Origin of the sequence: Massilia eurypsychrophila, from assembly GCF_002760655.1 — a bacterium.
In the GTDB taxonomy this organism is placed as follows: Bacteria; Pseudomonadota; Gammaproteobacteria; order Burkholderiales; family Burkholderiaceae_D; genus JAFCUW01.
In genome coordinates, this window is sequence record NZ_PDOC01000002.1 from 362,434 (window position 1) to 383,727 (window position 21,294).

20 protein-coding genes are annotated in these 21,294 nt (G+C 63.8%); 11 read left to right on the forward strand and 9 right to left on the reverse strand.

Annotated elements, in window-relative coordinates; genetic code table 11:
• The first annotated feature begins 2 nt into the window (after nucleotides 1-2).
• From hda to thpR, 7 genes are all read left to right on the forward strand, one after another.
• Nucleotides 3-686: a DnaA regulatory inactivator Hda gene (gene hda / locus CR105_RS04550; protein ID WP_099787237.1), complete on the forward strand. Its 684-nt coding sequence runs from the start codon at nucleotides 3-5 to the stop codon at nucleotides 684-686.
• The gene (locus tag CR105_RS04555) at nucleotides 683-1,357 is read left to right on the forward strand and encodes a histidinol-phosphatase (RefSeq protein WP_099787238.1); all 675 of its coding nucleotides are present in this window, start codon (nucleotides 683-685) and stop codon (nucleotides 1,355-1,357) included. Before hda ends, CR105_RS04555 begins: the two co-directional genes overlap by 4 nt.
• Nucleotides 1,350-2,720 carry a polynucleotide adenylyltransferase PcnB gene (gene pcnB / locus CR105_RS04560; RefSeq protein WP_099787239.1) on the forward strand — a complete coding sequence of 457 codons (1,371 nt, stop codon included), beginning with the start codon at nucleotides 1,350-1,352 and terminating at the stop codon, nucleotides 2,718-2,720. The genes CR105_RS04555 and pcnB overlap by 8 nt, the downstream gene beginning before the upstream one ends.
• Nucleotides 2,717-3,190 carry a 2-amino-4-hydroxy-6-hydroxymethyldihydropteridine diphosphokinase gene (folK, locus tag CR105_RS04565; RefSeq protein ID WP_099787240.1) on the forward strand — a complete coding sequence of 158 codons (474 nt, stop codon included), beginning with the start codon at nucleotides 2,717-2,719 and terminating at the stop codon, nucleotides 3,188-3,190. The genes pcnB and folK overlap by 4 nt, the downstream gene beginning before the upstream one ends.
• Nucleotides 3,191-3,345: 155 nt before the next feature.
• Nucleotides 3,346-4,212 (forward strand): 3-methyl-2-oxobutanoate hydroxymethyltransferase, encoded by an 867-nt coding sequence (gene panB / locus CR105_RS04570; RefSeq protein ID WP_180288085.1) that lies wholly within the window; start codon nucleotides 3,346-3,348, stop codon nucleotides 4,210-4,212.
• A 34-nt stretch (nucleotides 4,213-4,246) separates the two neighbouring features.
• Nucleotides 4,247-5,596 carry an erythromycin esterase family protein gene (locus CR105_RS04575; RefSeq protein ID WP_180288086.1) on the forward strand — a complete coding sequence of 450 codons (1,350 nt, stop codon included), beginning with the start codon at nucleotides 4,247-4,249 and terminating at the stop codon, nucleotides 5,594-5,596.
• Between the two features lie 4 nt (nucleotides 5,597-5,600).
• The gene (gene thpR / locus CR105_RS04580) at nucleotides 5,601-6,116 is read left to right on the forward strand and encodes an RNA 2',3'-cyclic phosphodiesterase (RefSeq protein WP_099787243.1); all 516 of its coding nucleotides are present in this window, start codon (nucleotides 5,601-5,603) and stop codon (nucleotides 6,114-6,116) included.
• 22 nt (nucleotides 6,117-6,138) lie between these two features.
• On the opposite strand, the gene CR105_RS04585 is transcribed toward thpR, so the two are convergent.
• Nucleotides 6,139-6,780 (reverse strand): PEP-CTERM sorting domain-containing protein, encoded by a 642-nt coding sequence (locus CR105_RS04585; protein ID WP_099787244.1) that lies wholly within the window; start codon nucleotides 6,778-6,780, stop codon nucleotides 6,139-6,141.
• Between the two features lie 145 nt (nucleotides 6,781-6,925).
• The gene (locus CR105_RS04590; RefSeq protein ID WP_099787245.1) at nucleotides 6,926-8,413 is read right to left on the reverse strand and encodes an aldehyde dehydrogenase; all 1,488 of its coding nucleotides are present in this window, start codon (nucleotides 8,411-8,413) and stop codon (nucleotides 6,926-6,928) included.
• On the opposite strand from CR105_RS04590, the gene CR105_RS27720 reads away from it, so the two are divergent.
• The 3 genes from CR105_RS27720 (at nucleotide 8,393) to CR105_RS04605 (ending at nucleotide 11,316) form a co-directional block, all read left to right on the forward strand.
• Complete coding sequence (locus CR105_RS27720) at nucleotides 8,393-8,794, forward strand: hypothetical protein (protein WP_131021601.1); 402 nt, start codon at nucleotides 8,393-8,395, stop codon at nucleotides 8,792-8,794. The genes CR105_RS04590 and CR105_RS27720 overlap by 21 nt on opposite strands.
• 169 nt (nucleotides 8,795-8,963) lie before the next feature.
• Nucleotides 8,964-10,418 carry a high affinity choline transporter 1 gene (locus CR105_RS04600; protein ID WP_099787247.1) on the forward strand — a complete coding sequence of 485 codons (1,455 nt, stop codon included), beginning with the start codon at nucleotides 8,964-8,966 and terminating at the stop codon, nucleotides 10,416-10,418.
• Between the two features lie 154 nt (nucleotides 10,419-10,572).
• Nucleotides 10,573-11,316 (forward strand): hypothetical protein, encoded by a 744-nt coding sequence (locus CR105_RS04605; RefSeq protein WP_099787248.1) that lies wholly within the window; start codon nucleotides 10,573-10,575, stop codon nucleotides 11,314-11,316.
• A 149-nt stretch (nucleotides 11,317-11,465) separates the two neighbouring features.
• Here the strand turns inward: CR105_RS04605 and CR105_RS04610 are convergent, their stop codons facing one another.
• The 3 genes from CR105_RS04610 to CR105_RS04620 form a co-directional block, all read right to left on the reverse strand.
• Nucleotides 11,466-12,848 (reverse strand): aspartate aminotransferase family protein, encoded by a 1,383-nt coding sequence (locus tag CR105_RS04610; protein WP_099787454.1) that lies wholly within the window; start codon nucleotides 12,846-12,848, stop codon nucleotides 11,466-11,468.
• A 22-nt stretch (nucleotides 12,849-12,870) separates the two neighbouring features.
• Entirely contained in the window at nucleotides 12,871-14,241 is a 1,371-nt protein-coding gene (locus tag CR105_RS04615) for a glutamine synthetase family protein (protein WP_099787249.1), read from the reverse strand.
• Between the two features lie 132 nt (nucleotides 14,242-14,373).
• Complete coding sequence (locus CR105_RS04620) at nucleotides 14,374-15,135, reverse strand: gamma-glutamyl-gamma-aminobutyrate hydrolase family protein (protein WP_099787250.1); 762 nt, start codon at nucleotides 15,133-15,135, stop codon at nucleotides 14,374-14,376.
• Between the two features lie 234 nt (nucleotides 15,136-15,369).
• On the opposite strand from CR105_RS04620, the gene gabD reads away from it, so the two are divergent.
• Complete coding sequence (gene gabD / locus CR105_RS04625) at nucleotides 15,370-16,824, forward strand: NADP-dependent succinate-semialdehyde dehydrogenase (RefSeq protein WP_099787251.1); 1,455 nt, start codon at nucleotides 15,370-15,372, stop codon at nucleotides 16,822-16,824.
• 138 nt (nucleotides 16,825-16,962) lie between these two features.
• Here gabD and CR105_RS04630 read toward each other — a convergent pair whose 3' ends face one another.
• The 4 genes from CR105_RS04630 to dnaK form a co-directional block, all read right to left on the reverse strand.
• On the reverse strand, nucleotides 16,963-17,319 hold the full coding sequence (locus CR105_RS04630; RefSeq protein WP_099787252.1) for a nucleotide pyrophosphohydrolase: 357 nt from the start codon (nucleotides 17,317-17,319) through the stop codon (nucleotides 16,963-16,965).
• A 4-nt stretch (nucleotides 17,320-17,323) separates the two neighbouring features.
• Nucleotides 17,324-17,992: a carbonate dehydratase gene (gene can / locus CR105_RS04635; protein ID WP_099787253.1), complete on the reverse strand. Its 669-nt coding sequence runs from the start codon at nucleotides 17,990-17,992 to the stop codon at nucleotides 17,324-17,326.
• A 62-nt stretch (nucleotides 17,993-18,054) separates the two neighbouring features.
• A complete protein-coding gene (dnaJ, locus tag CR105_RS04640; protein ID WP_099787254.1) occupies nucleotides 18,055-19,185 on the reverse strand; it encodes a molecular chaperone DnaJ in 1,131 nt (376 codons plus the stop codon).
• Nucleotides 19,186-19,299: 114 nt separating this feature from the next.
• The gene (gene dnaK, locus CR105_RS04645) at nucleotides 19,300-21,240 is read right to left on the reverse strand and encodes a molecular chaperone DnaK (RefSeq protein WP_099787255.1); all 1,941 of its coding nucleotides are present in this window, start codon (nucleotides 21,238-21,240) and stop codon (nucleotides 19,300-19,302) included.
• Between the last annotated feature and the right edge of the window lie 54 nt (nucleotides 21,241-21,294).

Sequence of the window (21,294 nt, forward strand, 5' to 3'; positions counted from 1 at the left end):
CCATGAAACAGCTGGTGCTCGACCTGGGCGCCGACCAGGCGCAGAGCCTCGACACGTTCGAGGTGGGGCAGAATGCCGAGCTGGCGCATCTGATGCACCAGTTCGCGTCGCGCACCTCGCGCGAGCATTTCGCCTACCTGTGGGGCGAGACGGCCGCCGGCAAGACCCACCTGCTGCACGCCCTGGGCGCCACGCCCGGCTCGCGCTACATCGGCGCGGGCGCCGCCGAATCGGACTTCGTCTATGCGGGCGACGTTAGCCTGTACCTGCTCGACGACTGCAATTTGCTGTCGGCCGACGCCCAGATCGACGCCTTTGCGCTGTTCAACCAGATCCGCGAACACGGCGCCTACATGGTCTCGACCGGGCCGGTGCCGCCGGCGGTGCTGCCGGTGCGCGAGGACCTGCGCACGCGCATGGGCTGGGGACTGGTGTACCAGATCCATGGCTTGACCGACGACGAGAAGATCGCCGCGCTGACCCATGCGGCCGACGCCCGCGGTTTGACGCTGTCGGCCAGCGTGTTACCCTACCTGCTGTCCCACTTTCGGCGCGACATGCGCTCCCTGTCGACGATGCTAGACGCACTCGATCAGTATTCACTCGAAACCCAGCGCCCGGTAACCTTGCCGCTGCTGCGCGACCTGCTTTCGCAGGCCAATCAAGAAGGCGACCCCAAAGCATGAACAAGCTCGCCCTGTTCGACCTCGATCACACCTTGCTGCCGCTCGACTCCGACTATGAGTGGGGCCAGTTTTTGGTGCGCACCGGCGCCGTCGACGCAGAAGCGTTCAAGCGCGCCAACGACGACTTCTTCGCCCAGTACCAGGCCGGCACGCTCGACCCGGTCGAATACCTCGAATTCTCGCTCGGCACGCTGGCGCAATTTACCCGCCCGCAGCTGGACGCCATGCACCGCCAGTTCATGGCGGAGGTGATCGAGCCGGCGATTATGCCGGCCGCGCGCGCGCTGCTGCGAAAGCACCTGGACGGCGGCGACCTGGTGGCGATCGTCACCGCCACCAACCGCTTCGTCACCGCGCCGATCGCCGCCGCGCTCGGCGTCGAGCACCTGATCGCCGCGATCCCCGAAGAAGACGAGCATGGCAACCTGACCGGCAAGCTGGTGGGCGTGCCCACCTCCGGCGCCGGCAAGGTGACGCATACGCACGCCTGGCTGGAAACGATCGGCAAGCCGCTCGGCGCGTTCGAGAGCAGCCACTTCTACAGCGATTCGCACAACGATATTCCCCTTCTGTCCGTCGTCACCCACCCTGTTGCGACCAATCCCAACGCCGCGCTGGCAACGCACGCAACGGGCCTTGGCTGGCCCTCACTTTATCTATTCAATGATTAAAAAATTCATCCGCAAGATCCTCGGCGTCAAAGACAAGCCAGCGCGCGACCTGACCGAACCCATCGTCCTCGGCCCGGAAGAACACGGCATCGATCCCAAGCTGGTGTCGTCGAACGCGATCCGGGTGACGTCGTCGCTGCAGGAGGCCGGCTTCAAGGCGTTCGTCGTCGGCGGCGCGGTGCGCGACCTGCTGCTGGGGGTGAAACCGAAAGACTTCGACATCGCCACCGACGCCACGCCCGAGCAGGTCAAGCGGCTGTTCCGGCGTGCCTTCATCATCGGCAAGCGCTTCCAGATCGTCCACGTGATGTTCGGCCAGGACCTGCTGGAGGTGACCACTTTCCGCGGCGCCGGCGAAGTGAACGCGCCGAAGGATGAACATGGCCGCGTCCTGCGCGACAACAGCTTCGGCCCGCAGCACGAGGACGCGATGCGGCGCGACTTCACCATCAACGCCATGTACTACGATCCGGCGACGCAGCAGGTGCTCGACTACCACGGCGGCATCCAAGATATCCGCGACAAGACGCTGCGCATCATCGGCGTGCCGGAAGCGCGCTACCGCGAAGACCCGGTGCGCATGCTGCGCGTGGTGCGCTTCGCGGCGCGCCTGGGCTTTGGCATCGAGCATTCGACGCAGGCGCCGATCGCCGTGATGGCGCCGTTGATCAACAACGTGCCGGCCGCGCGCGTGTTCGACGAAATGCTCAAGCTTCTGATGAGCGGGCACGCGCTGGCCTGCCTGCAGCAGCTGCGCAAGGAAGGCCTGCACCATGGCCTGTTGCCGCTGCTCGACGTCGTGCTCGAGCAGCCGATCGGCATGAAGTTCGTCACCCTGGCGCTCGAGTCGACCGACAACCGGGTCAAGGCCGGCAAGGGCGTCTCGCCCGGCTTCCTGTTTGCCTCGTTGCTGTGGCACCAGGTGGTGGAGAAGTGGACCGCGTACCGCGCCGCCGGCGAGTCGCCGATTCCGGCGCTGCACCTGGCCGCCGACGACGTGCTCGACTCGCAGACCGAACAGCTGGCGCTGCAACGCAAGATCGCCTCCGACATGCGCGACATCTGGTCGATGCAGCCGCGCTTCGAGCGGCGCAGCGGCAAGTCGCCCTACAAGCTGCTCGAGCACGTGCGCTTTCGCGCCGGCTACGACTTCCTGCTGCTACGCTGCGAGTCGGGTGAAATCGACATGGAACTGGGCGAATGGTGGACCGCGTTCTACGAAGGCGACGCCAGCGAGCGCGAAAGCCTGCTTACCAGCGAACGCGCCGCCCCTGCCGGCGCCAAGCGCAAGCGCGCGCCGCGGCGCGGTCCGCGCAAGGGCGCCGGCGCCGAAGCGACGGCTGGCGGCAACAGCGAAGAATGATCGCCTACATCGGCGTCGGCGCCAACCTGGGCGACGCCCGCGCCAATGTCGAGGATGCGCTGGCGCGCCTCGGCGTACTGCCGGCCACCGCGCTGCTGCGCCGCTCGTCGGCCTGGCGCAGCGCGCCGATCGACTCGTCCGGCGACGACTACGTCAACGCGGTCGCCTGCATCGACACCACCTTGCCGGCGGCCGACCTGCTGGCCGCGCTGCAGGCAATCGAGCTGGCGCATGGCCGCGAGCGGCCCTACCGCAATGCACCGCGCACGCTCGACCTCGACCTGCTGCTGTACGGCGACGAGGTCATCGACACGCCGACGCTGCATGTGCCGCATCCACGCATGCACCAGCGCGCGTTCGTGCTGGCGCCGCTGCTGGAGATTGCGCCGGCCGTGGCGATACCCGTGTACGGACCGGCCGGGCCCTTGCTCGCCGCCGTGGCAGACCAGGTCATCAGCAAGATCGACTGACTTCCGGCAGCTTTGGCAGCATGGCATTACACTACTGAAAAACCGGTGCGCGTCGCCGGCTGAAAAGCTGGGGTCAGGTCTGACATTCGGACATTTGAAGATGCCCAAATGTCCGAATGTCAGACCTGACCCCTACCAAACCTCGAGGACAAACAATGAGCTCATATTTGCAGGGTAAAGAGATGACGGGGGGCGATGCTCCAGTTGCGGCGCCGACCAAGGCGGTGGCCAACAAGGCCGTGACGATTCCATCGCTGAACGCGATGCGCGCGTCGCGCACGCCGATCGTCATGCTGACCTGCTACGACGCCAGCTTCGCTGCGCTGATGGACCGCTGCGGCGTGCATGTGCTGCTGATCGGCGACTCGCTCGGCATGGTCTGCAACGGCCACAACTCGACCTTGCCGGTGACGGTGGCCGAGGTGGCGTACCACACCGCGGCGGTGGCGCGCGGCAGCAAGAGCGCGACGATCGTCGCCGACCTGCCGTTCGGCGCCTACGCCACAAAAGAGGCAGCGTTCGACAACGCGGTCAAGCTGATCCAGGCCGGCGCCCACATGGTCAAGCTCGAAGGCGGCGCGTGGCTGGCCGACACCGTCAAGTTCCTCACCGAACGCGCGGTGCCGGTGTGCGCCCACCTGGGCCTGACGCCGCAGTCGGTGCACCAACTGGGCGGCTACAAGGTGCAGGGCAAGACGATCGAAAGCGCCGACCAGCTCAAGTCCGACGCGCTGCTGCTGCAGCAGGCCGGCGCCTCGCTGCTGGTGCTCGAAGCGATTCCCACGGGCCTCGGCAAGGAAGTGACAGAGATGCTGGCGATGCCGACCATCGGCATCGGCGCCGGGCCCGATTGCTCCGGCCAGGTGCTGGTGATGCACGACATGCTGGGCGTTTTCCCGGGCCGCAAAGCGCGCTTCGTGAAGAACTTCATGGACGGCCAGGGCAGCGTCGAAGGCGCGGTCACGGCCTACGTCAACGCGGTGACGGACCGTAGCTTCCCTGGCCCGGAGCACTGCTTCTGACTTTTTTCCAGCGCAAGACCCGATCGTGGACCAGATGAAAAATCCAGTCTGTTTGCTGTTGCTATTGTTGTGGAGTCAGACGATCGCGGCGCAACCGATCCCGGTCGACGTCGCCAACCTCGGTTTCGATCAGTGGAAAAACGGCGCGCCGTCCGGCTGGGTCGGCACGGCCGCCGGCTTCAAGGCCAGCCGGGACTGCGCGGCCGACCAGGACGGCCGCTGCGTGCTGCGGATCGACAGCACCGATGGGTACACCGCCGGCAGCTTCCTTCCGCTTGCCCAGCGCATCGGGCTCGGCGCCGCCGCCGGCCGCCGGCTCACCCTGTCGGGCTTGATCCGCACTGAAAACGTCGCCGGCGGGGCCGCCGCGCTGTGGTTGCGCGCCGACGCGCCGTACGGCACCACCGGCTGGTCGCCCTTCAGCGTTACCATTCCGGTGCCGCGCAACGCGTCCGGCATCGTGCTCGGCGTGATGCTGACCGGGAAAGGCACCGCCTGGTTCGACCAGTTGAAGCTGTCGGCCGACCCATCCGCCGATGTCGCCGACGCCGTCCTGCCGGCGGTGAAAGCAATTGAGCGCCCGACGCCATCGCAGGAACTGCTGTCCGACGCGGCGCTGCGCCTGGCGCCAGCCGACATCGCGCCGGCCAGCGCGGCCTGGCGCGCCGATGTCGCCAGCCGCGTCCATCCCATCCGCTCGCTCTACAGCGATGACTTCAGCGACCTGCAGTTCCTCAAGCCGGTGTTGGCGGCCAAGCGCGTCGTGCAACTCGGCGAAAGCGGCCATGGCGTCGCCGAATTCAACCTCGTCAAAGTCAGGCTGATCCAGTTCCTGCACCAGCAGATGGGTTACGACGTCATCGCCTTTGAAAGCTCGCTGCCGCAGTGCTACCTGGCCGACCAGGCGATCGGCTCGGCGATGCCGATCGAGGTGATGAAGCGGTGCCTGTTCCCGATCTGGCACAGCAATGAGACGCTGCCGCTGTTCGACTACCTCGACGCCAGTCGCAAGAGCGGCAAGCGGCTCACCCTGGCCGGCTTCGATACCCAGGACAGTTCGGGCGGCGCCGGCGCGCCCGCACTGCTGGCACCCATGCTCGGCCTGAGCGCCTGGGCACGCGCGCCGGAACTTGACTCGAGCGAGAGCGCGCTGCACAAGGGTGCTTCGAACGAACGGTTGGCGCCCGATGCGGTGATGAGCAACGCCGGCGCCCGCTATGCCTTCGTCGATTTTTCGACCGCCAAACCAGCGCCGGCAACGAGCTGGATGTTTGCCCCCATCGTGATGCGCGACTGGGGCGTCCGGCCCGTCACGCTGATCCCTGCCAGCGGCTACGACGGCGTCCTGTACATCGACACCGTCACGCCGCCCGACTATCGCTAGCGCCATGAGCGACGACGCCGCCCGCATGTTCATCGCCTTGTGGCCTGACGACGCCGTGCGCGCGGCGCTGAGCCAGTGGCGCGACGGCGTGGCGTGGCGCGCGGCAGCCGCGCCGGTGCGCAGCGAGCAGCTGCACGTCACGCTGCACTTCCTCGGCAGCGTGGCGCGCGCGCGGATGGCGGAACTGGCGCACGGAATCGATGTGCCATTCGAGCCATTTGAACTGGAGTTTGGCCATCGCGAGCTGTGGCACGGCAGCGTCGCCGTGCTGGCGCCCGAGCTGGTGCCGGCGCCGCTGCTGGCGCTGCACGCGTCGCTCGCCGAAGCGCTCGAGCGGCTGGGGATGACGCCGGAGGCGCGGCCGTATCGGCCGCACGTCACGCTGGCGCGACGTGCCAGCCCACTGACAGAAACCACTCAGGGGCCGCCGATTCGCTGGCGGGTCGAAGGCTACGCGCTCATGCAATCAAAGGCCGGCGCCGGCTCGGGATATAGCATCGTGCAGGCTTACGGCAGCTAGAACATTGCGGCGCCGATGCGGATCAAGAAGCTTTGCCGGCGCGGCGGCGCGCGAAGGCACCTGCCGCAACGGCCAGGCCGAACAGCGCCAGCGACGACGGCTCAGGCACGCTGGCGGCATTGACGACGAAGTTGTCCATGGCGAAATGTCCGATGTAATTGTGCGTGATCGTCACGGAGCTCAGGTTATCGAAACCGACCAGCGAGTAGTTGGTGAAGTCATTGCCGGTGAGGTTGCTGAAGTTCGCCAGAGGGTTCAGGTCAACCGTCTGCGTCACAAAGCCGCCGCCTACCTTGGCACCGGTGAGGGTTGCGGTCCGACCGGCGCCGTAGTTACCCCACATAGCCACGTCGATGCTGTTTAATTTGAAGGCAGATGCGGTCGCGCTGGCAAGCGTCGTCGCAGCATACGTCAAGTAAAAATCGGTGCCATTGTAGGGGCTGAAGCCTCGGTCGTTGTTGCCGTTGTAGTCGGAGCCGATCACGTAGGACGAGGACGTACCTTTGAAAGTAAACCCGTCCGTTGTCAGTGTCTGCGTCCCGTAAGCTCGGATAGTATCGGGGCCGGTCATATCGTTGAAGTTGATAACGGATGCTTGCGCAGCCGGCGCCAGCGAAGCGGCAGCGAGCAACAGAGAAGCGACGAGGGACTTGGCTGCGTTCATGTAAGACTCCTGAAATTGATTTTATGAAAGATATAATTACAGTAAGCAATAAGTATGCCTACAGGAAATTAATGTTTCAAATCAGGAAGTTATCGTTTTTGCCTCCAAGCGCCCCTATCGATGTGTCAGATTTATCGACAGATTATTAGCCAATCTGGATCCAGGTCGTCTTCAGCTCGGTGTACTTGTCGATCGCGTGCAGCGACTTGTCGCGGCCGTTGCCGGACTGCTTGACGCCACCGAACGGCACCGTGATGTCATCGTTGTCGTACTGGTTGACGTGCACGGTGCCGGCGCGCAGAGCGCGGGCGGTCTGGATCGCCTTCGTCATGTCGCGCGTCCACACCGCCGCCTGCAGGCCGTACGGCGTTGAATTGGCCTGGCGGATTGCCTCCTTGATGTCGGTGAAACCGAGCACCGACAGCACCGGCCCGAAGATCTCTTCGCGCGCGATGCGCATGGTGCTGTCGACCTGGTCGAACAAGGTTGGCGTGATGTAGAAGCCGCCGGTGTCCAGGCGCGCCGCCTCGCCGCCCGACAGCAGTTTGGCGCCCTCCGCCTTGCCCGCCTCGATGTAGCCCATCACCGTCTTCATCTGGGCGGCATCGACGATGGCGCCCATCACCGTGTCTTCGTCGAGGGGATCGCCCGGCTGAAAGCGCGGCATCATCGCCATCGCCTTTTCCAGGAAGGCTTCCTTGATCGATTCTTCGACGAACAGGCGCGACGGCGCATTGCAGCTCTCGCCCTGGTTGAAGTAGATCGAGCCGATCGCCGCTTTCACCGCTGCGTCCAGGTCCGGACAATCGGCGCAGACGATGTTGGCCGACTTGCCGCCCAGTTCAGTCCACGCGCGCTTCAGGTTCGACTCGCCGGCCATCTGCATGATCTTCTTGCCGACCGGGGTCGAGCCGGTAAAGGCGATGCAGTCGACGTCCATGTGCAGCGCCAGCGCGGCGCCGGCTTCGTGGCCATAGCCCGGCACGACGTTGAACACGCCGGCCGGGATGCCCGCTTCGAGCGCGATCTCGGCCAGCTTGAGCGCTGACAGCGGCGACTTTTCGGACGGTTTCAGCACGACGCTGTTGCCGGCGGCGAGTGCCGGCGCGATCTTCCAGGCGGTCATGATCAGCGGGTAGTTCCACGGTACGATGGCGCCAACGACGCCGACCGGTTCGCGCGTGATCAGCGCCAGGCTGCTGTCGTTGGTCGGCGCGATCTCGTCGTAGATCTTGTCGATCGCTTCGCCGTACCAGCGGATGCAGTTGGCGCACGACGGCACGTCGACGCTCTGGCTGTACTTGATCGGTTTGCCCATGTCGAGCGTTTCGAGCAGCGCCAGCTCGGCGGTGTTCTTCAGCACCAGGTCGGCGAACTTGATCAAGGTGCGCTTGCGCTGCGCCGGCGACTTGCCGGCCCAGCGGCGGTCGTCGAAGGCGGCGCGCGCGGCCACGACGGCGGCGTCGATGTCGGCGGCGTCGCCGCGCGCCACCTTGGTCAGCAGCCGGCCGTCGATCGGCGAATGGTTGTCGAAGGTCTGCTCGGATACGGCCCAGACGCGCTGGCCGTTGATGAAAGCGCGGCCGTCGATGTCGAGCGCTGCAGCGCGTTCATGCCAATTATTAGCTTGCATTGTCCATCTCCTAAAATTTTTGTGATTACATATGGAAGAGGACTATCGCCATTCAGCGCGTACCTCACGCTGGTACGCTACCCCATCCTGTGGCTTGTCCGGATCGCCTTTCCAAATTCCCTGCATGGGCATGAGCGCTTCGAGGCGCCTGGCGCGGGCTGGCATCTTCGTTTCTTGCGTATCTGGCGGCGCCGCCTCTGCGTTCGCTTTTCGCTTCCCAGAAGCATTGCCCAACAATTGCAGAAGCTGCGTCTTGGTCCTGCGAGCTGGATCGATCCCGCAGGCTCGCGCATCCGCCTCGAGCTGCGCCGCTTCCTCGTCGTCGAATTCAATCGTCAGTTGTCGCACGGCGGCTCCCTGGTGGGTTGTCTCAATAGCTAGTGTAGAACATTTGGACAGTGCCTCCCCGCGCGTTCACCTGCGGTGATGGGGATTTACCGCAGGCCGGGATAGGAAATAGCTCCTCCAAAATTCGCGCTAGAGCGATGCATGGCGCTATAATCGCCCAAATTTTCCTGACTGAAAAACCAATAAAATTGGGCAGAAATCGATGAATACCACCCTGATTACTTCCGTCGTGCTGTACCTGCTCGGCACGCTGGCGCTGGGGGTATGGGCCGGCTCGCGCATCAAGAACACCAGCGACTTCGCGGTGGCCGGGCGCAGCCTGCCGCTGATCATGGTGGTGACCACGACGTTTGCCACCTGGTTCGGCGCCGAGACGGTGATGGGCATTCCCGCCCGCTTCGTCCAGGGCGGCCTGAACGCGGTGGTGGAAGATCCGTTCGGCGCCGGCACCTGCCTGATCCTCGTCGGCGTGTTCTTCGCCGCCAAACTGTACAAGCTGAACCTGCTGACGATCGGCGACTACTACCGGGTGCGCTACGGCAAAGGCGTCGAAATATTCTGTTCGACGGCCATCATCCTCAGCTATCTCGGCTGGGTCGCCGCGCAGATCACCGCGCTCGGGCTGGTGTTCTCGGTGCTGACCGGCGGCGCCATGTCGGAGACGGCCGGCATGATCGTCGGCACGCTGTCGGTGCTGATCTACGTCGTCGTCGGCGGCTTCCTCGCCGTCGCGCTCACCGATTTCATCCAGATGATCGTGCTGGTGATTGGCATGTCGATCATTGCCTACTTTGCCGCCGACCTGGCCGGCGGTGCGGCGCCGGTGATGGCGCTGGCGTCGAATGGCGACCTGTGGCGATTCTGGCCGGCGCCGACTTTTACCGATATCGCCTTCTTCATTGCCGCCGCCGTGACCATGATGTTCGGCTCGATTCCGCAGCAGGACGTGTACCAGCGCGTGATGTCGGCCAAGAACGCGCCGACCGCGCGCACCGGCGCCATCATCGGCGGCGCCAGCTACATCCTGTTTGCGTTCGTGCCGATGTTTATCGTTGCCTGCGCCGTCATCGTCCTAGGCGACAGCGGCATGGAGATGGCCAAGAACGACTACCAGCGCCTGCTGCCGACCTTCGTGCTGACCAAGATGCCGCTGCTGATGCAGATTATCTTCTTCGGCGCACTGCTGTCGGCCATCAAGAGCACCTCGTCGGCGACCCTGCTGGCGCCGTCGACCAGTTTTGTCGAGAACATCCTCAAGCACCTGCGCCCGGGGATGACCGACCGCCAGCAGCTGTTCGCGATGCGCTGCTCGATCGTCGTGTTCGCCGCGCTGGTGCTGAGCTACGCAATCGCCATGAAGGGCACCTCGATCTACGAGCTGGTGTCGTCGGCGTACCAGGTCACGCTGGTCGGCGCGTTCGTGCCGCTGGTGATGGGGCTGTACTGGAAGCGCGCGACGACCCAGGGCGCGGTGCTGTCGATTGCGGCGGGTATCATCACCTGGCTGCTGTTCTTCCCGCAGTTGAGCGGCTTGGGCGCGGTGTTTCCGGGCCAGCTGGCGGGCCTGCTGGCGGCGTTCGCCGGCATGTTCATCGGTTCGCTGATGCCGCAGCTGCTGACGAACCGGCACGATCGGGTCAGGACCCAGACTGCATGATCGCTGTCCGTGACGCGTTTGAGCACATCACGCGCGTTCGCACGAGCTGCCCAAGACTTCGGCCTTTGCGAAAGGTAGTTGTGTCGAATCAAGTGCCAATATAACTGTTCTGCCAGTCTACGGTTTCCCTTAGGAATCATTGATAGGAGATCCGATGACGAAGCTTAAGCGACTCAAGCAGCTAACAATCCTTGCCGTCCTGGCCAGTGCAGCGACTCTGGCAAATGCAGAATCAACCAGTAATAAAGCCCAAAAAATCGCAGGCGTTTACAGTTTGCAGGGCCAACGGGAGATGGCTGCGACGCTCGTGCTCCATCCAGACAAGCGCTTCGAATTCGGCGCCATTTACGGCGGCGCAGACCCGAGGGCGAATGGCAAGTGGTCGGTGGAAGACGATATCGTGCATCTGGTCGCCGATCACAGCCCAGCAAAATACGTCAAGGTCGAACAGAGCATGGCGCCGCTTCCGGATATCCGTGATTCCAGCGGAATTTTGCCGGTTCTAGCTGTAGAAATAGGATCGCCCTCCTTGCGGATGACCTGGAGCGGATTAAATGTCACGTTTAAATTCGCTAACGGCCGCGAACGCACTGGCACCACCAGCCGAAGCGGCATGGTGTACGCAGGGGCGCGACAAGATCCCGAGTGGAAGGACGTGCCGGTCATCGAGGTTGGCCTTCCCGCGCTTGAAGAAGGCGGTGAAGTTACGTGGATAAAGCTGAAGGATCCTACCATTACCAAGATTGCAGTGGAACTCGATCCGGGCGGGACGACGCAAGCATTCCGCGAAGGTTTTCTCGAGATCGAGAAAGGCAAGCCGAGGCGCCTCGTTGCGGGGAGATTAATGGGCGAACTGCGTGGAACTTACGTGTGGAATCGTCCTGTGAAATCCCAGTGAACCCGGTAGGTGCTCAATGCCGAGCGACCGCGAATATCAAGGCGCAGTAAGGAAACCGTAAGCATGGAACATGCTAAAACGTCATCCTCGCGAAGCGGGGATGACGTTATTTTTTTACCGATGCAATCGCGTCGTGCGGTTTCTGCTCATTAGAGCATCCCGCGGCGCTTCAGCTCCGCCAGCGTGTCGTCCAGGGCGGCGCGGATGCGGCCAACCATCTCGTCGATCTCATCGCGCGTCATCACCAGCGGCGGCGCGATGATCATGCGGTCGCCCACAGCGCGCATGATGATCCCGTTGGCGAACATGTAGCCGCGGCAGATCATGCCGACGCCATCGTCGCCGTCGAACACGATGTTGTCGAACACCGTCGCGCCCTTCGTGTGCACCAGGTTCAGGCCGGCGACAAAGCCGCAGCTGTCGGCGTGTCCCACCAGCGCATGCTCGCGCAGCGCGCCAAACTTCTCCTTCAGGTACGGCCCCGTATCGCGCGCCACCTTGCCAACCAGGTCCTCGTCGATGAGGATGCGGATATTTTCCAGCGCCGCGGCGCACGCCACCGGGTGGCCCGAGTAGGTGAAGCCGTGATTGAAGTCGCCGCCCTTTTCGGTCAGCACGGTAGCCACACGGTCGCCCACCAGCACGCCGCCGAGCGGGATGTAGCCGGAGGTGACGCCCTTGGCAAACGCGATCAGGTCCGGCTTGATGCCCATCAGCTCCGAGCCGAACCAGCTGCCCAGGCGCCCGAAGCCGCAAATGACTTCATCGGCCACCAGCAGGATGCCGTACTTGTCGCAGATGCGCTGGATCTCCGGCCAGTAGGTCTTCGGCGGGATGATCACGCCGCCGGCGCCTTGCACTGGCTCGCCGATGAAGGCGGCGACGTTGTCGGGACCGAGTTCGCGGATGCGCTCATCGAGCCAGCCGGCGGCGGCGATGCCGAATTCGTCCTCGCTCATGCCGGCGCCGCCTTCGAGATAGCTTGGCTGGCCGATGTGGACGATGCCTGGCACGCCAGGTCCGCCCTGCGCGTGCATGCCGGCCATGCCGCCGAGCGAGGCGCCGGCGATGGTGCTGCCGTGGTAGGCGTTCTTGCGGCTGATGATGATGTGGCGCTCGGGCTGCGCCTGCAGCTCCCAGTAGCGGCGCACCATGCGCACGATGGTGTCGTTCGCTTCCGAGCCCGAACCGGTGAAGAACACGTGGTTGAACTGCGGCGGCGACACCTGCACCAGCAGCGCGGCCAGCTGCACGGCCGGCACGTTGGTGGTATTGAAGAAGCTGTTATAGAACGGCAGCTGCTGCATCTGGCGGTACACCGCGTCGGACATGCTGGTGCGCCCGTAGCCGATGTTCACGCACCACAGGCCCGACATGCCGTCGAGGATCTTGTTGCCCTCCGAATCCCACAGGTAGATGCCCTCGCCCTTGACCATCACGCGCGCGCCATGTTCGGCAAGCGCCTTGTGGTCGGTGAACGGATGCAGGAAGTGCGCCGAATCGAGCCGCTGGATGGTGCGGGTGTCTGTCATTGACTGGTCCATGTTCGCAGCCTTAAACGTGCAGCAGCAGGTGCTCGCGCTCCCACGGACTGATGACGGTCATGAATTCCTGGTGCTCGAGGTCCTTGATGGCGGCGTAGACGTCGATGAAGCGGTCGCCCAGCACGGTGCGCAGCTTGTCCTCGGCGCGCAGCAGGTGCAGCGCTTCCGGCAGGCTGTGGGGCAGTTCGAACGGCATGTCGTAGGCGCTGCCCGACATCATCGGCGTCGGCTCGAGCTGCTCGGTCATGCCGAGGTAGCCGCACGCCAGCGTCACCGCCAGCGCCAGGTAAGGGTTGGCGTCGGCGCCGATGATGCGGTTCTCCACGCGCCGATCCTGCACGCCCGACTCGGGCACGCGAAAGCCCACCGTGCGGTTGTCGATGCCCCATTGGATGTTGATCGGCGCGGCGGTGTGGCGCACGATGCGGCGGTACGAATTGACGTACGGCGCGACGATCGCCATCGCCGACGGCATGTAGCGCTGCAGCCCGCCGATGTAGTGCTTGAAGATCGGCGCGGCCGAGCCGTCGTCCGAGCTGAAGATGTTCATGCCGGTCTTGATGTCGACCACGCTCTGGTGAACGTGCATCGCCGAACCGGGTTCGCCGGCCATCGGCTTGGCCATGAAAGTGGCGTACATGTCGTGCTTGAGCGCCGCTTCGCGCAAGGTGCGCTTGAAGAAGAACACCTTGTCGGCCAGTCCCATCGGATCGCCGTGCAGGAAGTTGATCTCCATCTGACCGGCGCCGATCTCGTGGATCAGGGTGTCGACGTCGAGGTTCATCATCTCGCAGTAGTCGTAGATGTCTTCGAACAGCGGGTCGAACTCGTTGACGGCGTCGATGCTGTAGACCTGGCGGCTGGTTTCGGCGCGCCCGCTGCGCCCGACCGGCGCGCGCAGCGGCAGGTCGGGGTCGATGTTCTTGGCCGTCAGGTAGAACTCGAGTTCGGGGGCGACGACCGGCTTCCAGCCCTTGTCGGCGTACAGCTTGAGCACGCGCCGCAGCACCGTGCGCGGCGCGAAGTCGACCAGCGCGCCGTCGGAAAAGTAGCAGTCGTGGATGACCTGCGCGGTCGGGTCGACCGCCCAAGGCACCATCGTGATGGTGGTCGGGTCGGCCTTCAGGATCATGTCGCGGTCGGTGGTGGAAATGGCGCGGTCATACGGCGCGTCGCCGACCGGGTAGTTGCCGGTGACCGTCATGCCGAGCACCGCTTCGGGGATGCGCATGCCGCGCTCCTGGGTGAATTTCGCGCGCGGCATGATCTTGCCGCGGGCGACACCGGTCAGGTCGGGAATCAGGCATTCAATTTCGGTGACTCGTTTTTCGTTGAGCCACAAGTCCATGTCGGTATAGGTAAAATTTTCGCGGATTGCCATCGTTTTCTCTCTGTTGTCTAATTCGGCCCGCGGCGCCTGGCGCCTGCGGGTGGGGTGCGGATCGATGGCGGCGCTACGGCACGCCGGAGGCGGCCCATTGGTTGCAGAACATGCGGCAGAACATGCGGCAAATCATGCGCCTCTCCCGCGCGCGGCGAGGTAGTCGCGGCAGGCCTGGCCGAAGGCGCCGAACAGCTTCATCGACACCGGGTTTTCGGCCAGGCGCCATTCGGGGTGCCACTGCAGCGCGAGCGTGAAGCCGGGCGCGCCGGCCACCGAGAACGCTTCGACCACCCCATCGGCGGCGCGCGCTTCGATCGCCAGGCCCTCGGCCAGTTGGTTGACGCCCTGGCCATGCAGCGAGTTGACCTCGATGTCGCCGGGGCCGAGGATGCTGGCCATGGTGCCGAGCGGCGTGAGCGCCACCGTGTGGGCCGGGCCGTACTGCTGCTCGAGCGGCAGGTCGGGATTTTCGCGGTGGTCCATCAGGCCGTCGACGCCGTGCAGCGCCTGGTGCAGGCTGCCGCCGAGGGCGACGTTCATCTCCTGGAAGCCGCGGCAGATGGCCAGGATCGGGATGCCGCGCCGGATCGCCGCGCGAATCAGCGGCAAGGTGGTCTGGTCGCGCGCCTGGTCTTGCGGCAGGCTCGGGTCGAGCACGTCCTCGGAATAGTAGCTGGGGTGGACGTTCGAGGCCGAGCCGGTCAGCATGATGCCGTCGCAGGCCGACAGCATGGTTTCGAGTTCGAGCGCGTCGCCAAGCGCCGGCAGGATCAGCGGCGCGCAGGCGGCGCCAGCGACGACGGCGTCGACATACTTGAGTTGCACTGCATGGTACGGATGAGAACCGATGTCGCAGGTGCAGGCGGGAACGAGAACGATGGGACGGCGCATGCGGGTAACCCTGTGTGTGCTCTTACGCTCGGTCCATCATAAAGGCAAATTGGCCCGAGTGCGAGGGGCGGTTGATTCGGATCAAAGTTTTACTTGCCAAAATCATACTGTCAAACGGCGCTTCATGGCAACACGCTAGGTCTGAGCTTAGGTCTGACCTCGAAGCGACGTCGAGCGATCCGAGGAAAAAGCGGCTAACATGGTGCGGTTGCCAAAATTGATAGCGAGAACACCATGCTGAACCTGAAAGACCCTTCCCTGCTGCGCCAGCAAGCTTTCCTCGACGGCGAATGGTGCGATGCCGACGACGGCACCACCATCACGGTGACCAACCCGGCCACCGGCGAGACGGTCGGCACGGCGCCGCACATGGGCGCGGCCGAAACGAAGCGGGCGATCGACGCGGCCAACGCCGCGTGGCCGGCCTGGCGCAAGAAGCCGGCCAAGGAGCGCGCCGCGGTGCTGCGCAAATGGAACGACCTGATGCTGGAAAACGCGGACGACCTGGCGCTGATCATGACTGCCGAACAGGGCAAACCGCTGCCGGAAGCGAAGGGCGAAGTGGTCTACGCGGCCTCGTTCCTCGAGTGGTTCGGCGAGGAAGCCAAGCGCATCGAGGGCGACACGCTGCAGTCGCCGTGGGCGGACCGCCGCCTGGTGGTCACGCGCGAGCCGATCGGTGTGTGCGCGGCGATCACGCCGTGGAATTTCCCGGCGGCGATGATCACCCGCAAAGTCGGCCCGGCGCTAGCGGCCGGCTGCCCGATCGTCGTCAAGCCGGCCGAGCTGACGCCGTTCTCGGCGTTTGCGATGGCCGTGCTGGCCGAGCGCGCCGGCGTGCCGAAGGGCGTGTTCTCCGTCATCACCGGCGACTCGAAATCGATCGGCCTGGAAATGACGAGCAACCCGATCGTGCGCAAGGTCAGCTTTACCGGCTCGACCCAGGTTGGCCGCATCTTGATGGCACAATCGGCGCCGACCATCAAGAAGCTGTCGCTGGAACTGGGCGGCAACGCGCCGTTCATCGTGTTCGACGACGCCGACATCGATGCCGCCGTCGAGGGCGCCATCGCGTCGAAATACCGCAATGCCGGCCAGACCTGCGTCTGCGCCAACCGGCTGTATGTGCAGGACGGCATCTATGACAAGTTTGCGGCCAAGCTGGTCGAAGCGGTCGGCAAGCTGAAGGTCGGCAACGGCCAGGAAAACGGCGTCACGCAAGGCCCGCTGATCGAGGAAAAGGCGGTGCTGAAGGTGGAGCAGCATATCGCCGATGCGCTGTCGAAAGGCGCGCGCCTGATGGTCGGCGGCAAGCGCCATGAACTGGGCCACAGTTTCTTCCAGCCGACCGTGCTGGCCGACGTGACGACCAACATGCAGGTGGCGACCGAGGAGACGTTTGGGCCGCTGGCGCCGCTGTTCCGCTTCAAGACCGAGGATGAAGTCATCGCGATGGCCAACGATACCGAATTCGGTTTGGCCGCCTATTTCTACTCGCGCGATATTGGCCGGGTGTGGCGTGTGGCCGAGGCGCTGGAGTCGGGCATGGTTGGCGTCAACACCGGCTTGATCTCGAACGAGATCGCGCCATTTGGCGGCGTCAAGCAATCGGGCCTGGGCCGTGAAGGCTCGAAGTACGGCATGGATGATTACCTGGTCATCAAGTACATCTGCATGGGCGGGATTTGAACCTGCCACCAACCGCAAGAGCGTCGCCCTCTCGAAGGCGGGTACCCATGCTGAGCATCCCTCTCCGCCAGAGCACGCTCAGTATGGATCCCCGCTTTCGCGAGGATGACGCCTCTTGATTTGGCGACTAAATAGCGATTAGTCTTGCGGGTATTCGTCGTACTTGCGGGCGTCGCCGCGGACCTTGTCGGCCGGGTACTTGGCGCGGTTGAGCACCATCTTCTCCAGCACCGCCGCGTGCAGGTCGACATCGAGCTTGTCGGCCAGCCGGATCAGGTAGACCAGCACATCGGCCATTTCGTGGCGCACCTGTTCCAGCTTGGCGTCGCCCAGCTCGGCAGCGTCGCCGCGGGCGAGCCACTGGAAATGCTCCAGCAGCTCGGCCGCCTCGACCATCAGCGCGGCCGACAGATTCTTTGGCGTGTGAAACTGGTCCCAGTCGCGCTCCTCGACGAACTGGCGCACGGTGTCGCGCAGGCTGGTCAGTTCGCCCATCGGGTCAGGCCTCGTAGCTCGCCAGGCGCGCTTCGAGCTTCGGCGCCAGGTGCTCGACCTTCGACACCGTCATCCCCAGGTCGCGCAACAAGCCGTCATGCAAGCCATACACCCAGCCGTGCACGCTGAGGTCCTGGCCGCGCTCCCAGGCGTCGCGCACGATCGTCGTCTGCGCCACGTTGACCACCTGCTCGGTCACGTTCAGTTCGCACAGCCGGTTGGCACGGTCGCGCTCGGGCAGCACTTCGCCGAGATACTTCTCGTGTTTCTGGTGTACGTCCTGCACATGGCGCAGCCAGTTGTCGGCCAGGCCGACCCGGCGTTTTGTCATCGCTGCGTGCACGCCGGAGCAGCCGTAGTGGCCGCACACGATGATGTGCTTGACCTTCAGCACGTCGATGGCGAACTGCAGCACCGTCAGGCAGTTCAGGTCGGAATGCACGACCACGTTGGCGATGTTGCGGTGGACGAACAGCTCGCCCGGCGCCAGGCCGAGCAGCTCGTTGGCCGGCACCCGGCTGTCGGAGCAGCCGATCCACAAGTACTCGGGCGACTGCTGCGACGCCAGCGACTTGAAGTAGGTCGGATCTTCGGCGACGCGCGCCGCGGCCCAGTCTTTGTTGCGCTGGAACAGCTCGTCGGTGGTGAGGCCACTGCCTGTAACTAATGTCATCAAATTTCCTTCGCAAAAAAAACGCTGAGGGGCGGATGCCATCTCAGCGGTTCATGGGGTCTTTATTCGAAAAAATCCTTGACCTTGTCCATCCAGCCCTTGCTCTGCGGGCTATGCTTGGCGCCGCCTTCGACCGTCAGGCGCTCGAATTCCTTCAGCAATTCCTTCTGCTTGTCGGTCAGCTTGACCGGCGTTTCCACCGCAACGTGGCAGAACAGGTCGCCGGCGTAGCCGGAACGCACGCCCTTGATGCCCTTCGCCTTCAGGCGGAACGTCTTGCCGGACTGGGTGCCTTCGGGAATCGTGAACGACACCTTGCCCGACAGCGTAGGCACTTCGATCTCGCCACCGAGGGTCGCCTTGACGAACGAGATCGGCATTTCGCAATGCAGGTCGTCGCCTTCGCGCTGGAATACCGCGTGCGGCTTGATGTGAATTTCCACGTACAGGTCGCCCGGCGGCCCGCCGTTGGTGCCCGGCTCGCCGTTGCCCGACGAGCGGATCCGCATGCCGTTGTCGATGCCGACCGGGATCTTCACTTCCAGCGTCTTGTTGCGCTTGATGCGCCCCTGCCCGCCGCACGGTGCGCACGGGTCGGTGATGACCTTGCCGCTGCCATGGCATTTCGGGCACGTTTGCTGGATGCTGAAGAAACCTTGCTGCATGCGCACCTGGCCGTGGCCGGCGCAGGTGGTGCAGGTGGTCGGCGACGTGCCCGGCTTGGCGCCGCTGCCGTGGCAGGTGTCGCACTTGTCCCAGCTCGGCACGCGAATCGTCGTGTCGAAGCCGTGCGCAGCTTGCTCGAGGGTGATTTCGAGGTTGTAGCGCAGGTCGGCGCCGCGGTAGACCTGCGGGCCTGAACCGCGACCGCGACCGGCGCCGCCGCCAAAGATATCGCCGAAGATGTCGCCGAAACTGTCGGCAAAGCCGCCCTGGCCGCCGCCGAAGCCGCCGCCTCCCATGTTCGGATCGACGCCGGCGTGACCATAGCGGTCATACGCCTCGCGCTTTTCCGGATTGGTCAGCATCTCGTACGCTTCTTTGACTTCCTTGAACTTCTCCTCGGATTCCTTACTGTCCGGATTGCGGTCCGGATGGTATTTCATCGCGAGCTTGCGGTAAGCCTTCTTGATTTCTTCTTCCGAAGAATTTTTGGCGACCCCGAGGATCTCGTAAAAATCACGCTTTGCCATAATTAGGGCACCTTGCTGTCTGTCTGACTACTTGAACTCAATATGCAAAAAAACCGAGCCGGGTAAGCGGCTCGGCATTATATGCTACAACGTTGCTGCGGTTTTGCTGAGCGCTTACTTGGCGTCTTTGACTTCCTTGAAGTCGGCGTCGACGACGTCGTCCTGCTTGGCGTTCGATTCGCCGCCGCCGGCTTGCTGGCCGCCTTCGCCGCCGCCTGCCTGCTGCTGCGCCTGCTGGTCGGCGTACATCTTCTCGCCCAGGGTCTGCGCAGCGGTCGACAGCGCCGCCATCTTGCTGTCGATTTCCGACTTGTCGGACGATTTCAAGGCGCCTTCCAGGTCGGTGATCGCGCTTTCGATCTTTTCTTTCTCGGCAGCGTCAAGCTTGGAACCGAATTCGGTCAGCGACTTCTTGGTCGAGTGCACCAATGCGTCAGCCTGGTTGCGCGATTCGGCCAGTTCCTTCAGCTTGTGGTCTTCTTCGGCGTTGAGTTCGGCGTCCTTCACCATCTTCTGGATTTCCGCCTCGGTCAGGCCGGAGTTCGCCTTGATCGTGATCTTGTTCTCCTTGCCGGTGGCCTTGTCCTTGGCGCCGACGTGCAGAATGCCGTTGGCGTCAATGTCGAAGGTCACTTCAATCTGCGGCGTGCCGCGCGATGCCGGCGGGATGCCTTCGAGGTTGAATTCGCCCAGGCCCTTGTTGCCGGCCGCGATTTCGCGCTCGCCCTGATAAACCTTGATCGTCACTGCCGGCTGGTTGTCGTCGGCGGTGGAGAACACTTGCGAGAACTTGGTAGGAATCGTCGTGTTCTTGTGGATCATCTTGGTCATCACGCCGCCCAGCGTTTCGATACCGAGCGACAGCGGGGTGACGTCGAGCAGCAGCAAGTCCTTGCGCTCGCCCGACAGCACCGAGCCCTGGATCGCCGCGCCGACCGCAACCGCTTCATCCGGGTTGACGTCCTTGCGTGGATCCTTGCCAAAGAATTCCTTCACTTTTTCCTGCACCTTCGGCATACGGGTCATGCCGCCGACCAGGATGATGTCGTCGATGTCGGAGACCTTGACGCCGGCATCCTTGATGGCCATCTTGCACGGCTCGATGGTGGCGTTGATCAGTTCTTCGACCAGCGACTCGAGCTTCGAGCGCGTCATCTTGAGCGTCAGGTGGACCGGCGCGCCGTTCGCCATGGCGATGTACGGCTCGTTGATTTCGGTCTGCGCGGCCGACGACAGTTCGATCTTGGCGCGCTCGGCCGATGCCTTGATGCGCTGCAGCGCGATCGGGTCCTTCTTCAGGTCCAGGCCGTTGATCTTCTTGAACTCGTCGATGATGTAATCGATGATGCGCTGGTCGAAGTCTTCGCCGCCGAGGAAGGTGTCGCCGTTGGTCGACAGCACTTCGAACTGCTTTTCGCCGTCGACGTTGGCGATCTCGATGATCGAGATATCGAACGTACCGCCGCCGAGGTCATACACGGCGATCTTGCGGTCGCCCTTGTCGGTGCGGTCCAGGCCGAACGCCAGCGCGGCCGCGGTCGGCTCGTTGATGATGCGCTTGACGTCGAGGCCGGCGATACGGCCGGCATCCTTGGTGGCCTGGCGCTGCGAGTCGTTGAAGTAAGCCGGCACGGTGATGACCGCTTCGGTGACTTCTTCGCCGAGGTAGTCTTCAGCGGTCTTCTTCATTTTGCGCAGGATTTCCGCCGACACTTGCTGGGCTGCCAGCTTTTTGCCGCGCACGCCAATCCACGCATCGCCGTTTTCGGCTTTGACGATCTCGTACGGCATCAGGCCGATGTCCTTCTGGACTTCTTTTTCATCGAACTTACGGCCGATCAGGCGCTTGACCGCGAACAGCGTGTTCTTCGGGTTGGTGACCGCCTGGCGTTTTGCCGGCGCGCCAACCAGGATCTCGCCGTCTTCCTGATACGCAATGATCGACGGCGTCGTTCGCGCGCCTTCGGCGTTCTCGATGACCTTCGGCGTACCGTTTTCCATGATCGCGACGCAGGAGTTGGTGGTTCCCAGGTCAATACCGATAATTCTGCCCATGATTGTTGTCCTTTTAGTTACTAAGTTTCAGATATATCAAATATGCGGAAGAAC

Excerpts from the sequence above, each read along its gene's own strand:
- hda (WP_099787237.1), top strand. The coding sequence starts at position 3 with ATGAAACAGCTGGTGCTCGACCTGGGCGCCGACCAGGCGCAGAGCCTC.
- CR105_RS04555 (WP_099787238.1), top strand. The coding sequence starts at position 683 with ATGAACAAGCTCGCCCTGTTCGACCTCGATCACACCTTGCTGCCGCTC.
- pcnB (WP_099787239.1), top strand. The coding sequence starts at position 1,350 with ATGATTAAAAAATTCATCCGCAAGATCCTCGGCGTCAAAGACAAGCCA.
- folK (WP_099787240.1), top strand. The coding sequence starts at position 2,717 with ATGATCGCCTACATCGGCGTCGGCGCCAACCTGGGCGACGCCCGCGCC.
- panB (WP_180288085.1), top strand. The coding sequence starts at position 3,346 with ATGAGCTCATATTTGCAGGGTAAAGAGATGACGGGGGGCGATGCTCCA.
- CR105_RS04575 (WP_180288086.1), top strand. The coding sequence starts at position 4,247 with ATGAAAAATCCAGTCTGTTTGCTGTTGCTATTGTTGTGGAGTCAGACG.
- thpR (WP_099787243.1), top strand. The coding sequence starts at position 5,601 with ATGAGCGACGACGCCGCCCGCATGTTCATCGCCTTGTGGCCTGACGAC.
- CR105_RS04585 (WP_099787244.1), bottom strand. The coding sequence starts at position 6,780 with ATGAACGCAGCCAAGTCCCTCGTCGCTTCTCTGTTGCTCGCTGCCGCT.
- CR105_RS27720 (WP_131021601.1), top strand. The coding sequence starts at position 8,393 with ATGCCAATTATTAGCTTGCATTGTCCATCTCCTAAAATTTTTGTGATT.
- CR105_RS04590 (WP_099787245.1), bottom strand. The coding sequence starts at position 8,413 with ATGCAAGCTAATAATTGGCATGAACGCGCTGCAGCGCTCGACATCGAC.
- CR105_RS04600 (WP_099787247.1), top strand. The coding sequence starts at position 8,964 with ATGAATACCACCCTGATTACTTCCGTCGTGCTGTACCTGCTCGGCACG.
- CR105_RS04605 (WP_099787248.1), top strand. The coding sequence starts at position 10,573 with ATGACGAAGCTTAAGCGACTCAAGCAGCTAACAATCCTTGCCGTCCTG.
- CR105_RS04610 (WP_099787454.1), bottom strand. The coding sequence starts at position 12,848 with ATGACAGACACCCGCACCATCCAGCGGCTCGATTCGGCGCACTTCCTG.
- CR105_RS04615 (WP_099787249.1), bottom strand. The coding sequence starts at position 14,241 with ATGGCAATCCGCGAAAATTTTACCTATACCGACATGGACTTGTGGCTC.
- CR105_RS04620 (WP_099787250.1), bottom strand. The coding sequence starts at position 15,135 with ATGCGCCGTCCCATCGTTCTCGTTCCCGCCTGCACCTGCGACATCGGT.
- gabD (WP_099787251.1), top strand. The coding sequence starts at position 15,370 with ATGCTGAACCTGAAAGACCCTTCCCTGCTGCGCCAGCAAGCTTTCCTC.
- CR105_RS04630 (WP_099787252.1), bottom strand. The coding sequence starts at position 17,319 with ATGGGCGAACTGACCAGCCTGCGCGACACCGTGCGCCAGTTCGTCGAG.
- can (WP_099787253.1), bottom strand. The coding sequence starts at position 17,992 with ATGACATTAGTTACAGGCAGTGGCCTCACCACCGACGAGCTGTTCCAG.
- dnaJ (WP_099787254.1), bottom strand. The coding sequence starts at position 19,185 with ATGGCAAAGCGTGATTTTTACGAGATCCTCGGGGTCGCCAAAAATTCT.
- dnaK (WP_099787255.1), bottom strand. The coding sequence starts at position 21,240 with ATGGGCAGAATTATCGGTATTGACCTGGGAACCACCAACTCCTGCGTC.